The organism is Streptomyces callyspongiae, from assembly GCF_047200695.1.
In the GTDB taxonomy this organism is placed as follows: Bacteria; Actinomycetota; Actinomycetes; order Streptomycetales; family Streptomycetaceae; genus Streptomyces.
Map to the genome: position 1 here is coordinate 86,645 of NZ_JBJZOM010000019.1, position 15,170 is coordinate 101,814.

Annotated in this window: 9 protein-coding genes; 4 read left to right on the plus strand and 5 right to left on the minus strand. The window is 75.3% G+C overall.

Annotated elements, in window-relative coordinates:
• Window positions 1-30 precede the first annotated feature (30 nt).
• From ACL06G_RS18350 to lhgD, 3 genes are all read right to left on the minus strand, one after another.
• Window positions 31-1,581, minus strand: coding sequence for a PrsW family intramembrane metalloprotease (locus ACL06G_RS18350; protein WP_412836342.1), 1,551 nt, complete (start codon window positions 1,579-1,581; stop codon window positions 31-33).
• Between the two features lie 140 nt (window positions 1,582-1,721).
• On the minus strand, window positions 1,722-2,510 hold the full coding sequence (gene trmB, locus ACL06G_RS18355) for a tRNA (guanosine(46)-N7)-methyltransferase TrmB (RefSeq protein WP_412787206.1): 789 nt from the start codon (window positions 2,508-2,510) through the stop codon (window positions 1,722-1,724).
• A gap of 90 nt (window positions 2,511-2,600) precedes the next feature.
• Window positions 2,601-3,851, minus strand: a complete 1,251-nt coding sequence (lhgD, locus tag ACL06G_RS18360) for an L-2-hydroxyglutarate dehydrogenase (RefSeq protein ID WP_412787199.1) — start codon at window positions 3,849-3,851, stop codon at window positions 2,601-2,603.
• A gap of 545 nt (window positions 3,852-4,396) precedes the next feature.
• On the opposite strand from lhgD, the gene ACL06G_RS18365 reads away from it, so the two are divergent.
• Window positions 4,397-5,905, plus strand: a complete 1,509-nt coding sequence (locus tag ACL06G_RS18365) for an NsdA family TPR-like regulatory protein (RefSeq protein ID WP_412787200.1) — start codon at window positions 4,397-4,399, stop codon at window positions 5,903-5,905.
• Between the two features lie 203 nt (window positions 5,906-6,108).
• Window positions 6,109-8,409: an asparagine synthase-related protein gene (locus tag ACL06G_RS18370; protein WP_412787201.1), complete on the plus strand. Its 2,301-nt coding sequence runs from the start codon at window positions 6,109-6,111 to the stop codon at window positions 8,407-8,409.
• A gap of 45 nt (window positions 8,410-8,454) precedes the next feature.
• On the opposite strand, the gene ACL06G_RS18375 is transcribed toward ACL06G_RS18370, so the two are convergent.
• Both ACL06G_RS18375 and ACL06G_RS18380 read right to left on the minus strand, forming a co-directional pair.
• A complete protein-coding gene (locus ACL06G_RS18375) occupies window positions 8,455-10,398 on the minus strand; it encodes a sigma-70 family RNA polymerase sigma factor (protein ID WP_503167851.1) in 1,944 nt (647 codons plus the stop codon).
• A gap of 132 nt (window positions 10,399-10,530) precedes the next feature.
• Window positions 10,531-11,292: a TetR/AcrR family transcriptional regulator gene (locus tag ACL06G_RS18380; protein ID WP_412836343.1), complete on the minus strand. Its 762-nt coding sequence runs from the start codon at window positions 11,290-11,292 to the stop codon at window positions 10,531-10,533.
• A 342-nt stretch (window positions 11,293-11,634) separates the two neighbouring features.
• Here ACL06G_RS18380 and ACL06G_RS18385 point away from each other — a divergent pair, with 342 nt between their 5' ends.
• Together ACL06G_RS18385 and ACL06G_RS18390 are read left to right on the plus strand one after the other, a co-directional pair.
• Window positions 11,635-12,963 carry an NAD(P)/FAD-dependent oxidoreductase gene (locus ACL06G_RS18385; RefSeq protein ID WP_412836346.1) on the plus strand — a complete coding sequence of 443 codons (1,329 nt, stop codon included), beginning with the start codon at window positions 11,635-11,637 and terminating at the stop codon, window positions 12,961-12,963.
• A gap of 210 nt (window positions 12,964-13,173) precedes the next feature.
• Window positions 13,174-14,871, plus strand: coding sequence for an ATP-binding SpoIIE family protein phosphatase (locus ACL06G_RS18390; RefSeq protein ID WP_412836344.1), 1,698 nt, complete (start codon window positions 13,174-13,176; stop codon window positions 14,869-14,871).
• Window positions 14,872-15,170 lie beyond the last annotated feature (299 nt).

Sequence of the window (15,170 nt, forward strand, 5' to 3'; positions counted from 1 at the left end):
TGCCGGACCGTACGGTCCGGGCGCCCGGGCTCAGAGCTGGCCGAAGGGCGGGCGCCCGCCCCCGTACGGCCCGGGGGACCCGCCGGTGCGGGGACCGTACGGTTCGGGCGACCCGCCCGGCCCCCGCCCGTACCGTCGGGGAGGGGTGTACCGCGGCGCGTGCCCCGGCGGCCCTCCGGGCCGCTGCGGAGGCACCGGTGGCGGCACCGGGCGGCGCGCCAGCGCCACGGCGGCGCGCTGCGTGGGTGGCGCGGCCGACGGCCGCCGCTGCCACAGGTGGTGGAGGAGTTCGTGCTCGCGGGCGCGGAAGTCGGAGACCGTGGTGCCGCGTTCGGCGCGTGCCCGCAGCAGTGCGAGGGACCTGGCGAAGTGGACGTACTCCGCGACGGCGCGTGCCGCCTCCGGCCCGCGCCCCTGGCGTGCCAGGGTGCGGGCCAGTGCGCAGGCGCGGGGGGTGCCCAGCGCCCACGCCTCGGGGGGAGTGAGCCACCCGGCGGCCACGTAGCTGCGCAGGGTCGTGCGGACGGTGCGGAGTTCGCCCAGGCGGGACCAGATCGCCAGCCAGGCCAGGGTGCCGAGGACCGGCATCATGAACAGGGCGTACACGACGAGGAACAGCGACGAGGCGTGCGAGGCCGCGCCGTTCCATATCGCGTGCAGCAGGACGGCGGTCAGCAGGCCCGCTACGGGGAGCACCGGCCGCAGGCGCCGACGTCGGTGCGGCAGCGCGGCGGCGATCCCGAATCCGACGCCCGTGAGGCCCGTGAACAGCGGGTGGGCGAGGGGCGACAGCAGGATGCGGACCACGAACGTCGCGGCGGTGGCGGACGGTCCGGCCTCGTAGGGCAGGTCGCCGGTGGTGTCCATGCCGTAGGCGCGGCCGAGGTACAGGACGTTCTCGGTGAACGCGAACCCGGCGGCCGTCATGCCGGCGATCGTGATGCCGGACACGACGCCGGTGAAGTGGCGCCGGCGGAAGAGGAACAGCAGCACCACGGGGACGGCCTTCGCGCATTCCTCCACGACGGGCGCGACGACGGTCGCGCCGAGCACGTCGGCATCGGGTGCGCCGGTCAGGGATCCGCTCAGCCAGGCGGTGGCGAACGTGTTGGCGAACAGCGCGATGAGTGTGGCGGCGCAGGCGCCCCAGCCGAAGGCGAAGAGGTGATGGCTCAACGGCGACGGCTCCACCCCGTCGAGCCAGCGGAACCCGGCGAAGAGCATCGGCACCGGGAGGACGGCCAGGGCCAGGCCCACGGCCAGGCCCGCCGTACCTGTCCGCTCCCGTACCAGCAGCAGGATCGCCACGCCGCAGAGGGCCAGCAGCACGGTGACGGTGAGCACCCGGATGAGGCGGCTGTGGCGGTGCCACCAGGACGGTGTCCGCGGCGGCCGGTAGCGCCACTCTGCGGGCGAGGCCGGCATCGCGGGGAACCGGGGTGGCGTGCGGTCGTCCGCGGGGGCGGCGTGCGGCTCGGGGAGCGGGCCGGCCTGCGGAGGTGTCTCCTGAACGGGTGGCCGGGTGCCGGACGGGCGGGACGGCGGAGCGGACGTGTCGGGTCTGTCGGGCTCGTGATGCACGGACTCGACAGTAACTGCGCAACCGGGCACTCGTGTTCGATCTTCGGGTTTCGGGCCCGTCGTCCGGGGAGGAGGCGCCCGGCCCGGCTGCCCGTCGCGGGCGTCGCCGCGCGGGACGGCACGGAGGCCGCACGGCGGTCTCACACGCGGCGGAACACCAGGTCGCGCACCACGTGTCCCTTGCGCAGCCCCTGCGTCTCGAAGCGCGTGGTCGGCCGCGCCCCGGGGCGGGGCGAGAACCCGCCGTCCTCGCGGGTGTTCTCGAACGCCGGGTGCTCCGTCAGCACTTCCAGCATCTGCTCCGCGTACGGCTCCCAGTCCGTCGCGAGGTGGACGAGAGCGCCGGGGGCGAGCGGTACGGCCGCGAGGTCGAGGAACTCCGGCTGCACGATGCGCCGCTTGTGGTGCCGTGCCTTCGGCCACGGATCGGGGAAGTAGATGCGCAGGCCCGACAGCGACTCCGGCTCCAGCATCTCCCGCAGCAGGATGATCGCGTCGCCGTTGGCGACCCTGATGTTGGTCAGCCCGTTCCGTTCCGCGAGCCGCAGCAGATTGCCCTGGCCCGGGGTGTGCACGTCGACGGCGAGGATGCCGGTCCCGGGGTCGTCGGCCGCCATCCGGGCCGTCGCCTCCCCCATGCCGAAACCGATCTCGCAGACGATCGGCGCCTCCGGCGGAAGGGTGTCGAAGAGCCGTCCGAGGTCGAGTTTCGCCAGCCCGTCGATGTCGAGGCCCCACTCCGGCCACCACCGCTCCAGGGCCTTGCGCTGGCCGTGCGTGACACGGCTCCGGCGCGGCTGGAAGCTGCGGATGCGCCGCTCGTGGTGCGAGCCGGCGGGATCGGCGGCCGGGCCGGCGCCCGGGTTGAACAGGGGCGTACCGGACTGCGGGCTGGGAGTGGAGGCATTCTCGGACACAGTGCCTCCGATTCTACGGTCGCCGCGAGCCCGCACCGGGGCCCCGGGGTGCCCGGCCTGCGGCCCGGTCCGCGCACGCCGCCGCCCCTCGGACGCCTCCTGTCAGACGTTCGCCGGGATGCGCGGGGCGGCTGCGGCCAGGACGCGGGACGCGATCTCCCTCCCGATCGGCAGCGAGGCGGTCGCGGCGGGCGAGGGCGCGTTCAGCACGTGCACGGTGTGGGGCGACTCGGCGAACAGGAAGTCGTCCACCAGGGTGCCGTCCGGCAGCACCGCCTGCGCCCTGACACCCGCAGGGGCCGGCAGCAGGTCCGCGGCCGTCACGTCGGGCAGCAGCCTGCGCACCGCCGCGGTGAAGGCGCGGCGCGACAGCGAGCGGTGCAGTTCACCCGCGCCGTACCGCCAGTGGCGCCGTCCCATCCGCCAGGCACCGGGGTAGCCCAGCGTCCCGGCGAGCTCGCGGGGCCGCAGCGTCGCCCGTCCGTAGCCCTCCCGGGCCAGGGCGGGGACCGCGTTGGGGCCGATGTGGACGCCGCCGTCGACACCGCGGGTGAGATGCACGCCGAGGAACGGGAACGCCGGGTCCGGCACCGGGTACACCAGGCCGCGCACGAGGCCGCCGCGTTCGGGGGCGAGCGAGAAGTACTCGCCGCGGAACGGCACGATCCGCATGCCCGGGTCGTCCCCCGCGAGGCGCGCGAGCCGGTCGCAGTGCAGTCCGGCGCAGTTGACCAGGGCGCGCGCCCGCAGCACGGCCCCGTCGGAGGTGCGCACGGCGACCCCGCTGCCTGCACGGCGGTCGATCGCGGTGACCTCCGAGCCGTACCGCACCTCCGTGCCCGCCCGGCCCGCCAGCCGCGCCAGCGTCGCGGCGACGGCGCGGAAGTCGCACACCCCGGTGGTGCCGACACGGATGGCGGCGACGCCGCGTACGTGCGGTTCGTACGCCGCGAGTTGGGAGGGCCCCAGCTCGCGCACCGGGATGCCGTTCTCCCGCCCTCGCTGCACCAGCGCGTGCAGCCGCGGCAGTTCCCCGCGGTCGACGGCGACGATGAGTTTGCCGGTCACCTCGTGCGGCACGTCGTGCTCGGCGCAGAACCTCACCATCTCGGCGGCGCCCTCGGTGGCGTACCGCGCCTTGAGGGAGCCGGGGCGGTAGTAGATGCCGCTGTGGATCACTCCGCTGTTCCGTCCCGTCTGGTGGCGCGCCGGTCCGTCCTCCTTCTCGAGAACGGTCACCCGGGTGCCGGGCGCGGCGCGGGTCAGTGCGTGGGCCGTCGACAGGCCGACGATGCCGGCGCCGACGACGAGGACGTCGCAGTCGTGGGCGGGAAGCGATGATCGTCGGGACACGTCTTCATCATGACCCGCGGATGCGGCGTCGATGCGTGCTCCGCCCTCCCGGTCCGGAAACGCCGCGCGACGCGAGGGGGCGACGGCGGGGGCGGGGGAATATGCCCGGGGATTCGACCCGTGGCATTTCGGCCAGATCCACGGCCCGCGCGGTCCCGGCCTGCCGCCGCGCCGGGTGCCGGTCGCCGGTGCAACCGGGGCCGGCACCCGCCCCGTTCTCCGGGGCTGTCGGCGGGGTGACCCGCGCGAGGGGCCCGCGGGCCGTTCCGGGGCGCACCATTCCGGTGGCTGTGCGCCGGTGCCGGACCCCGGCACCGGGCCACCCTCCGCAACCAGCCCCGATCCCGCTGTTACCGGCATGAATCCCGCCATCCGATGCCGCTCCTCTTAACGGAAGGCATGCGGCGAACTACTCTGGGTCGCAGTTGTTTTCCGCGCCCCGGCGCGGCGGAGGGGCCCCGGGGTCCGGCCACTCGGCCGCGCGGAGCGGCCCGGGCGCTCCCGCCTGCGCCGGAGGCGGCCGTCGCTGTGTCAGGGGTGCGCGCATGTCCAGGGAGCCTCGCGGGCCGAACGATAAGCTCGGCGCTGTCCTCGCCCTCGCCGGAATCAGCAACGCGGGCCTCGCGCGCAGGGTCAACGATCTGGGTGCCAAGCGGGGGCTGACCCTCCGCTACGACAAGACCTCGGTGGCGCGCTGGGTCTCCAAGGGGATGGTTCCGCAGGGAGCGGCCCCGCACCTGATCGCCGCGGCGATAGGGAGCAAGCTCGGCCGACCGGTCCCGCTGCACGAGATCGGCCTCGCGGACGCCGACCCCGCTCCCGAGGTCGGGCTGTCCTTCCCGCGGGACGTGCGCAGTGCCGTCACGACCGCGACGGACCTGTACCGCCTGGACGTCGGCGGGCGCCGCGGCGGCGTGTGGCACACGTTGGCCGGCTCGTTCGCGGTGACCGCCTACGCGACCCCCGTGTCGCGGTGGCTCATCACCCCGGCCGACCCCACGGTCGCGCGGCAGCCCGGGTCCGGAGCGGAGGAGCCGCCGCGGCAGGGCCCGCAGCCCGTGCACGGTGGTGAGCTGCCCGCCCCGGAGGGCGCTCCGGCCGCCCGCGGCGACCGCAGGTCCCCGCCGGCGCGGACGATACGGGTCGGGCACGCCGACGTCGCCAAACTGCGCGAGGCAGCGGACGAGGCCCGGCGCTGGGACTCCAAGTACGGCGGCGGGGACTGGCGTTCGTCCATGGTCCCCGAGTGCCTGCGCGTCGACGCGACACCGCTGCTGCTGGGGGCCTACTCCGACGAGGTCGGGCGGGCCCTGTGCCGGGCCACCGCCGAACTCACCCGCCTCGCAGGGTGGATGGCCTTCGACACCGGCCAGCAGGAGGCCGCGCAGCGCTACTACATCCAGGCCCTGCGGCTCTCCCGCGCGGCAGCCGACGTCCCCCTCGGGGGGTACGTCCTGGCGTCGATGTCGCTGCAGGCCACCTACCGCGGCTTCGCCGAGGACGGTGTCGACCTCGCGCAGGCCGCGCTCGAACGCAACCGCGGGCTGGCCACCGCCCGCACCATGAGCTTCTTCCGCCTCGTCGAGGCCCGCGCGCTGGCCAAGGCCTCCGACCCGCAGGCCTGCGAAGCCGCCATCACCGCCGCTGAGGCATGGCTCGAACGGGCCCGCCCGGGCGATCCCGACCCGTCCTGGCTGGACTTCTACTCCTACGACCGGCTCGCCGCCGACGCCGCCGAGTGCTACCGCGACCTCAGGGCCCCGCTGCAGGCGCGCCGTTTCACCGAGAAGGCGCTCTCCCGGCCGACGGAGGAGTTCGTGCGCTCGCACGGGTTACGCCTGGTCGTCTCCGCGGTGGCGGAACTGGAGTCCGGGAACCTGGACGCCGCCTGCGAGGCGGGGGCCCTGGCCGTCGAGGTCGCGGGGCGCATCTCCTCCGTCCGCACCACCGAGTACGTACGCGACCTGCTGCGGCGGCTCGAACCGTACGGGAACGAACCACGGGTCGTGGAGCTGCGGGAACGCGCCCGTCCCCTTCTGAAGACCCCAGCCTGACGCCCCGTACCGCCTGATGCCCCGTACCGCACACCCGGCGCACGCCCGGGGCACCTCACCCTCCCGTGCGCCCGTTGTGTGCCACCGTCGGGCCCACGGCGTGGCAGCATGGTCGGAACAGACGCCGACCGCGGCCTTCCTCGTGCGAAACCCGCGGCCCGGAAGCGCTGTTCGAGCAGGCACCCAACGGGGGAGGCGGGGCGATGCGGTGGTTGGTGGGGTGGAGCAGTTCCGCGGTGCGGTCGCGGGGCGCCGTCGCAGGCCCGGACACCGGCCCTCGCCGCGGCGGACCTGCGGGCGTACCGGACGGAATGAGCGGAGAAACGGTACGCCCCATCGGGGGACGACTCCTGTGGGGAGGCCCCGGTGAGCCCGACCCGCTCTGGGCGGTCGGCGACTGGCGCCCCGACGAGATCCGCATCGTCCACGGCGAGTCCGGCGACCGGCTCGCCGTGTTCGGCAGCTGCGGCGCGTCCGACGAGGAACTCCGCGCAGGCCTGTACGCGGCCCGCGGCGGCGCCTTCCGCCACCTGACCGCGTGGCCCGGCAGCCACACCGTGGTCGCCCGCGTCGGCCGGCGACTCACCGTGCCCGCCGACCTGGCCGGGGCCCGGCCGGTGTTCCACACCTCCTGGGCGGGCGGCACGGCCTATGCCACCGCCGCCCTCCCGCTCGCCGACCTCGTCGAGGCGGAACTCGACATCACCCACCTCGCGGCACTGCTCGCCTGCCCCGACGCACCCGAGGCGCTCGGCGACGGCACCCCGTACGCCGGAGTACGCAGAGTGCCGCCCGGCCATGCCCTCATCCTGCGCGACGGCAGCAGGGAGATCGCCGACTACGAACCCCGCACCTCCCTCGCCGTCGCCTCGACACCCCTCGACGCGGACCTCGCCGTGGCAGGCGTGCGCGACGCCCTGGTCGCCGCGGTGCGCGCCCGGCTCGCGGCGCCGCGGCACGCCTCGGAGCACGACATCGCCCCGGACACGGACCGCGACCCCGGGCCCGTCCCCGGCATGGGCCCCGGCGACCGGCGCGCCGCCCGCGGTGGCCCCGTCCCCGGCGTCGGCGCGGACCTCTCCGGCGGACCGGCCTCCGCGACGCTCGCCCTGCTCGCCGCCGGACTGCCCGGCATGCCCGGGACCGTCCCCGGCACCGGCACCGCCACCGCCGGGGAACGCCTGCTCGCCGTGACTTTCAACGACATGACGCCGGCCGCCGCCGGCGAGGGCCGCCGGGCGGAGATCGAACGGGCCGGCGAACTCGCCCGGAACCCGCGGCTGCACCACCTCGTCGTCACCGGCGGCGAGGACTGCCTGCCGTACGCGGACCTGGCGGAAGCCGCCGAGAACGGCCCCCTCACCGACGAGCCCGGCCCGTCGCTCGTCGCCGCCGCCCGGCACCGCCGGCGGCTGGCCGCAGGCAGCGCCGACCACCTTCTCGGACTCGGCGCCCGGGAAGTCCTCGACGCCCACCCGGCACGCCTCGCCGACCTGCTGCTCGACCGCCGCCGGCGGCACCTGCTGCGGCCCGCCGCAGCACTGGCACGGGCCGAGGGCGCCGAACGTGCCGCCCTCCGAGCGGTCCGCCGGGCCGCGGAAGCGGACCGTGCCCGCAACGGCAGTGCCGACGCGCCTCCCCCACCCGCCGCCACCGGTGCCGGACGCTCCGCCCTGGTGCCTCTCACCGTTTACCGCTCCGCGCGCAGACTGGCCCGGACGCCGTACCGCGACGGGGTCGAAGCGGTCGCCTCCCAGCTGCGCGACGGACGGTTCGCCGGCGGCGCCCACGGAGCCGCCGACGGCGGCACCGGTGCACTCGAACTGTCCCTGGCGGCCCTCACCTGGTGCCGCCCCGGACCGGCCGCGCGCTGGATGACCGGGGAAGCGCTGGCCCAGGTGTCCCTCCTGCTGGAGGCGGCGGCGCGGGCACGGCCGATCGTCGAACGCCCCGGAGAACGGCGGGCCCGGGCGGCCCTGGCCCGCCGGGCAGCGGACCACCGGGTCCTCGAACAGGCCGCGGAGATCCGCAACCAGCGCCTCCACACCCCCTTCTACGACAACCAGGTCGTGCGCGCCTGCCGCGACCTGCCCGAGGCCATCCGGGTCCGGCCCGGCGCCCGCGCATCGGTGCTGCGGGACGTCCTCGCCGGCGCGGGCGTCCACGACCTCCCCGACGGCTGGGGCGCCCCCTCGCACGCCTCGCAGCAGGCCTCCGCCCGCGCTGGGCTGCGCGCGGCGGCCGACCGGATCGCGGACCTGTTCGCGGCACCGCTGCTCGCCGACGCCGGCCTGGTCGAGGCCCGCGTGGTCCGCCGCGCGCTGCGTGCGGCCGCCGACGGGGAACGCGTGCCCCTCGACGGCCTCGCCGACCTGGTGTCCACGGAACTGTGGCTCCGCCGGCTCCTCGCCCGCCGCGGCAGCTGCTGGACGGGGGCGGACGCACCCCGCCGCCGCGCCGCCGACGCCGTCGTCACCGCGGCGCCCCCGCGCCCGCTGCTCTGAGCTGCGCCGCCGCACGGCACGGCAAGCGGGCGCGGCCCGTCCCGCTCAGCGGCAGCGGAACGCCGCGTCGGCCCAGTCCGCCAGGGTGGTGGCACCGCCGAGCGCACCGCCGGCCGGGCCGCCGACGGCACCGCCGTCCCGCGCCTCGGCCTGCTCCACCACCAGCCGCACCGTCTCCACACCCGCCAGCGGGACGTGCACGGCCACCGGGCGGTCCCCACTCCCGACGACCGGCGACCGCCACAACGCCGCACCGTCACCCAGAACGGTGAAGCGGACCGACCGGTCCCCGACGGTGAGCGCATCGATTCCGGCCCACCCGTCGTACGCGGTGCAGGTGCGGTTCAGGTCGACCGTCACCGACGAGCGCGCCGACACCGTGACCCCGGACCGGAACGTGCGCCCGCCCGTGCGCACCGCCCCGTACCGCTGCCACAACCAACTGCTGTCCTCGGTGCGGATCGTCGGCGGCCCGCCCGCGGTACCGGGGCGCCGGACGTCCCACGACAACGCGTCCAGCCGGAACTCCCGCGTCGGTGCCGGAGGCGGCGGCTCCGACGAGGGAGAGGCATCCGGCGTCGGCGTCGCCGGTGCCGGGCGCACCGGTGCAGGGGACGACGGCACGGTCGGCTCCGGCTCCGCGGCCTGCCGCGCCGTCGGCTTCGGCGCGGGCGGCGGCACCGCGGGCGGCTGCTCACTCGGCTCGGACGGCTCCGGCTCCCGCGTGGGCTGCGGTTCCGGGGCGGCCGGCGCCGACGACGGTGCGGCACGCGGAGCGGACTGCGGCGCATCCGCTCCGATGAGCGCGAAGGCCACCGCCACCCCGGCCGCGGTCGCCACTCCCGCGGCGATGCCGATCTTCACCGGGGTGCTCGCGCCCTCGGCCGCCGCGCCCGCGCCGCCGGCAGCCGCCGTTCCCGTCCCGGCGGCGGCGCCGCTCCCGGCCACCAGGCCGAGGAGCTTCGCCCCGCCGGCGGAACCGAACCAGCCGAGGAAGGCCACCGGCACCAGCAGGCGGATCTGCGCGTTGAGATCGCCGACCTCGGCCGCGGCCGTCCGGCACGAGGCGCAGCTCTCCAGGTGCTTCCGCAGCCCGCGCTCCGCCCGCATGCGCAACCCGCCCCGGGCGTACGCGCCCAGCCGGTCCGCGTGGCGGGCGCACTCCCCGCCCGCCTCCACCGCCCGCTGCACATGCGCCTGCAGGTAGGCCTGCTTCAGTTTCTCCCGCGCCCGGTGCGCGAGAACGGCCGTCGCGTTGCCCGACAACCCCAGCAGCGGCGCGACCTGCTTCGGCGACTCCTGCTCGACGGCCGTGTGCCAGAGCACGGTCCGGTACTTCTCCGGCAGGCTGCGGAACGCCTGCACCACCAGCGTCCGGTCCGCCTCATGCATCGCCCGGACGTCCGCGCCCGGCGACAGGGTGTCCTCCTCCGAGGCGGCCGAAGCACCCGAGACGGCCTCGGCGAACACCGCGAAGTCCTCGACGAGCCGCTCCCGCTTGGCCGTCCGCACCCACGCCGCCGCGACCCGCCGCACCGACGTCAGCAGATAGGCGCGCACCGACGTGACGGGACCCGCTCCGGAACGGACCGCCTGCAGCGTCCGCGCGAACACCTCGTTGGTGAGGTCCTCGGCGGTGTGGGTGTCGCGGCAGCAGGTTGCCGCGTACCGGCGCACGGCCGAGGCATGGCGCCGGTACAGCGTCTCGTAGGCCGAACTGTCGCCCTCGCGCATCCGCCGCAGCAGGACGTCGTCGGACAGCGCCCCGTCCACCGTCTCCCGGCCGGAGCGCCGCTGCCGCGGAACGTCCCGCGAGGAGCGGTCGCTCGCGGCCCGGCGCCGCCGCCCGCCCGACACCGGACCACCCTGCCCCGGCACCTGCGGCGCCCGCTCCCGGCGGGCCGAACGGCCCGACCCCGACGCCTTCCCCGACGCCGCGTCCCCACCTCGCCCCGGGCCCGGGGCCTCGCCCCGCCCGTCAGCAGCCATCCTGTACGCCCCCGTCCCGGGCTTCGCCTCGCAACACCGCCACAGCGTGCCACGAGTGGCGCGACGGGAAGCCGTTCACCCGGAAGGCCTTCACTCTTCCGGGTAATCGACCAGGACGCGGGACGTGACCGCTCATCTCCGGGTACGCAGCCCCTCCAGCAGGATGTTCAGCAACCGCTCCGAGGCGGCGGCCTGCTGGGCCGAGTCCGGCAGTGCGGGAGCCGACGTGGCGATCACCAGCAGCACGTCGCCGACGGTGACGCCGTCCCGCAGCTCGCCCGCGGCGCGAGCGCGCTCCACGAGCCGCCCCACGACCGCCAGAAGCTCCCCCACCACCGGACCGCCCGCGTCCTCGGAACACGCCGGATGCACTCCGCCCGACTCCGCCACGTGCCCGCCCGGGGCGTCCCCGCCCCGAACGTCCAGGTCGTCGAACGGCGTCTCCACGACCCGCTCACCGCCGCCCCCGCGCGGGCCGGGAACCGTCCACGCCCCGGGCACGGGCGCCTCGCCGCTCCCGGGCAGCCCGCCCGCCCGCAGCACCTGCGGCGGCAGCAGCCGGCCGGCTCCCGACGCCGCCGAGGTGCGGAGGAAGCACGCCAGCGCGCACCACGGCTCGTCCTCCTGGCCGAGCGCCGTCAGCGCCTGCTCGGTGAGCCGCGCCGTCTCCTCCTCCGCGATCCGCCGGACGAGGACGTCCTTGCTCGGGAAGCGCCGGTACACCGTGCCCACCCCGACGCGCGCACGCCGCGCCACGTCCTCCATCGGCGCGCCGTACCCCAGCTCCCCGAAGACCTCGCGCGCCGCACGCAGCACGTGCTCCAGATTCCGCCGCGCATCGACCCGCAGCGGCGCAACGCGCGAAGAGGTGTCCTGAATCCCCTCAGTACTCATGAAAAATCCCCCGGTGATGGTCTCCCGAGGAGACCCCCGCCCCGTTGTGGTCGTGAGTGCGGCCCTTCCGGTCGCTCACCGCACCCGTCCGGTGACGAACATAGTTGAGCCCACGTCAGGAGAGAAGAGGAATCACCCTTCCGCCCCTCGCACGCCCGGCGCACGAACGGTCCCCTCTGCGCCCCCGTCCCGCGGCGGCGAGGAGGGGCGAGCGGTCCTTCACCCGTCCGGCGTCACGCAATCCGCGCGGACCTGTGGACAAACCACCGGACCCGGGTGCGTCATGGACGAGTGACGAAGGAACCCCAGCGCATTCTCGTCGTCGGCGGCGGCTACGTCGGCATGTACACGGCGCTGCGCCTGCAGCGGAGGCTCAAGCAGTCCATCAGGCGGAACGACGTCCACGTCGTCGTCGTCGACCCCGAGCCCTACATGACGTACCAGCCGTTCCTGCCCGAGGCGGCCGCCGGCTCCATCTCGCCGCGCCACGTCGTCGTCCCGCTGCGCCGCACGCTGCCGGACTGCCGGCTGGTCGTCGGAGAGGTCACCGCCCTCGACCACGGCGAGCGCCGCGCCGCCGTCCGGACGCTCGCCACGGAGGAGGAGGGCTCGGGCGACATCGAGATCCCCTACACCGAACTCGTCCTCGCCCCCGGCTCGATCTCCCGCACGCTGCCCGTACCGGGACTGGCCGAGCACGGCATCGGCTTCAAGAGCGTGGAGGAGGCCATCGGGCTCCGCAACCACGTCCTCGAACAACTGGACATCGCGTCCTCGACCCGGGACCCGAACATCCGCGACGCCGCCCTCCGCTTCGTGTTCGTCGGCGGCGGCTACGCCGGCGTGGAGGCCCTCGCCGAACTCGAGGACATGGCCCGCTACGCCTGCCGCTACTACCACAACCTCAAACCGGAGGACCTGAAGTTCCTGCTGGTCGAGGCGAGCGACCGCATTCTCCCCGAGGTCGGTGCGGAGATGGGCCGCTACGCCCTCCGCGAGCTGCGCGGCCGCAACATCGACGTCCGGCTCGAGACACGGCTGGAGAGCTGCGAGCGGCGGGAGGCGGTGCTCAGCGACGGCTCGCGCCACCCGGCCCGCACCCTGGTGTGGACCGCGGGCGTCAAACCCCACCCGATCCTCGCCGCGACCGGCATGCCCCTGAACGACCGCGGCCGGATCCGCTGCACCGCCCGACTGCGGGTGCACGGCACCGACCACGCGTGGGCGGCCGGCGATGCGGCAGCCGTCCCGGACCTGGCCGCCTCCGGAGGCGCGGCCGCCGACGGTGCCGCCGTACCGGAGTGCGCGCCCAACGCCCAGCACGCCGTGCGCCAGGCGCGGGTGCTCGCCGACAACCTCGCCGCGGCCCTGACGGGCGGCGAGGAGACCGACTACCGCCACTCGTACGCCGGTTCGGTCGCCTCCCTCGGACTGCACAAGGGCGTCGCCCATGTGTACGGGCGCAAGCTGAAGGGCTACCCTGCCTGGTTCATGCACCGCGCGTACCACCTGAGCCGGGTGCCGACCTTCAACCGCAAGGCGCGGGTGCTCGCCGAGTGGACGCTCTCCGGACTCTTCAAAAGAGAGATCGTCTCCCTGGGCTCGCTCGAACACCCCAGGGCGGAGTTCGAACTGGCGGCAGGAACGGGCCGCCGCCCGGAAGCGGGCTGAACGCACCGCGCACGGGGGCGACACGACGCGCGAGCGGCCGTCCGGCGCGTCCGGACGGGTGTCGGTGCGGCGGGCCGCCCCCGACGTGTGACCATGGGTGAGGGCGGCACCGGCGCACAGTGACGACCGGTCGCCTCGAAGGCGACAGGACACCGGCGCCGTACCGTCCCGCGCGGCGGCGCACAGGACGGATGCGAGGATTCGGACGACGTGAACTTCACGCGCTGGAGCGCCCGACTGCCCGGCACTCAGCGGCGTACGGCCGCCGCCGCCCAGGCGGCGAAGCGCACGAGAACGCGACAGCCGTCCGGTCCGCGGTCCGACGCGGTCCCCGCCGCACGGTCCGCCTCGGAGAGCGGTGACGGCACGACGGCCGCACCTCCGTCGGGGCTGCCGGGTGCCGTCGAGGCCCTCACCGTCCACGACCTCCTCGGCCCCGTGCCCGCGCTCGCGGCCGTCGTCCACGGCCCCGACCATCGCATCGCCTACGTCAACGACGCCTACGCCGAGGTGTTCGGCGTCCGCCCCCTCGGCGAACCGGCCCGCACCGCACTGCCCGAGCTGCAGGAGCTGGGACTGCTCCCCCTCATGGACCAGGTGCTCCGCAGCGGCAGGCCCCGCACCGTGAAGTCGCGCCGGGTGACACCGGTCGGCGGACCGCGCCGCACCGCCTACTACACGTTCACCTGCACGCCCGTCGCCGCCGCGGAGGATGGTGGGGTCCTCATCTTCGCCGCCGATGTCACCGACCAGGTCGAATCGGCCGAACGGGTGCGCAACAGCGAGCGGCGGCAGCGCGAGGCAGCCGTCACCCTGCAGCGGAGCCTGCTGCCGCAGGAACTGGAGCAGCCCGACGAACTCCGCGTCGCGGCCACCTACCAGCCCGGCGGCACGGACGCCGCGGTCGGCGGCGACTGGTACGACGTCATCACGCTCGGCGCGGGCCGCACCGCTGTGGTCATCGGCGACGTGATGGGCCGCGGCGTCCGGGCGGCGGCGGTCATGGGACAGCTGCGCACCGCCGTGCGCGCGTACGCACGCCTCGACCTGCCGCCGCACGAGGTGCTGCAGCTGCTGGACGGACTCGCCTCGGAGATCGACGCGAGTCAGATCGCCACCTGCGTCTACGCCGTGCACGATCCGAACGAGGGGCTGCTGCACTACGCCTCCGCCGGCCACCTCCCGATCCTGGTGCGCGGCGCCGACGGTGTCGTGCGGCCCGCCACCGACCCGACGGGTCCACCGCTGGGCACCGGCTGCTGGCTGCACTCCTCGGGGTCGGTGCCCCTCGAGCAGGGAGCCACCGCACTGCTCTACACGGACGGCCTGGTCGAGCGGCGCGACGCGGACATCGACGACGGACTCCACGCGCTCGAGGAGGCGTTCGCCGGAGCCACGGGGCCGCCGCAGGTGATCTGCGAGCGGATGCTCCGTGCGCTGCGCATCACGGCCGAGCACGACGACGACGTGGCGGTCCTGGTCCTGCAGCACCCGGAACGCAGTGACCAGGAGGCGGAGCTGTTCCGCGGGGCCGCCCTCGATCTGCTCGGCGGCACCGAGGCCGCTCCGCGTGCCAGGGCCTTCGCCTCGGGGGTGCTCAGCTCGTGGCGCTTCCCGGTGGAGGTGCAGGATCTCGGGGTGCTGGCCGCGAGCGAGCTCGTCGCCAACTCGCTGCAGCACGGCACGCCGCCGATGCGGCTGCGACTGCGCCGCACCGACCGCCGTCTGATCGTCGAGGTCACGGACGGCGACGACCATCTGCCCCGGCGCCGCCGGGCCGACCCGGTCGACGAGGCGGGACGAGGCATCTCGGTCATCGCCACCATCGCCTCCACCTGGGGGTCCCGCCGGACCCAGGGCGGCGGGAAAGCGGTGTGGTGCGAGTTCGCGCTGCCGGAGGACGCCTGAACGGCAGGCCGGCGGCTGCGGGCTGAGCATCCGTCAGGAACGATCCGATCGTTCACCGGAGGATGGTTGACACCGGCGAACGCGGTCCGTAGAGTTCTTCGGGTTGCCGCGGGGACGTTGTGTCTCCGGGTGACTCCTCTTGCCGCTGTGTGCGGCGCCCACTGTGTGAGTGCGATTCCCCTTGCGGGGCGATTTCGGCATGCCGGAATTTCTCCCGGCCGGCTCGATTTTGAGTCGGGACGGGAAATCCTCTAATGTGGTGGACACGCCGCAAGGCGAAAGAGCAGAACCCCGCCGAC

What these genes read in the sequence shown, in the direction of transcription:
- ACL06G_RS18365 (WP_412787200.1), top strand. Translation starts at nt 4,397, where the DNA reads ATGTCCAGGGAGCCTCGCGGGCCGAACGATAAGCTCGGCGCTGTCCTC.
- ACL06G_RS18375 (WP_503167851.1), bottom strand. Translation starts at nt 10,398, where the DNA reads ATGGCTGCTGACGGGCGGGGCGAGGCCCCGGGCCCGGGGCGAGGTGGG.
- ACL06G_RS18385 (WP_412836346.1), top strand. Translation starts at nt 11,635, where the DNA reads ATGTACACGGCGCTGCGCCTGCAGCGGAGGCTCAAGCAGTCCATCAGG.
- ACL06G_RS18370 (WP_412787201.1), top strand. Translation starts at nt 6,109, where the DNA reads ATGCGGTGGTTGGTGGGGTGGAGCAGTTCCGCGGTGCGGTCGCGGGGC.
- ACL06G_RS18380 (WP_412836343.1), bottom strand. Translation starts at nt 11,292, where the DNA reads ATGAGTACTGAGGGGATTCAGGACACCTCTTCGCGCGTTGCGCCGCTG.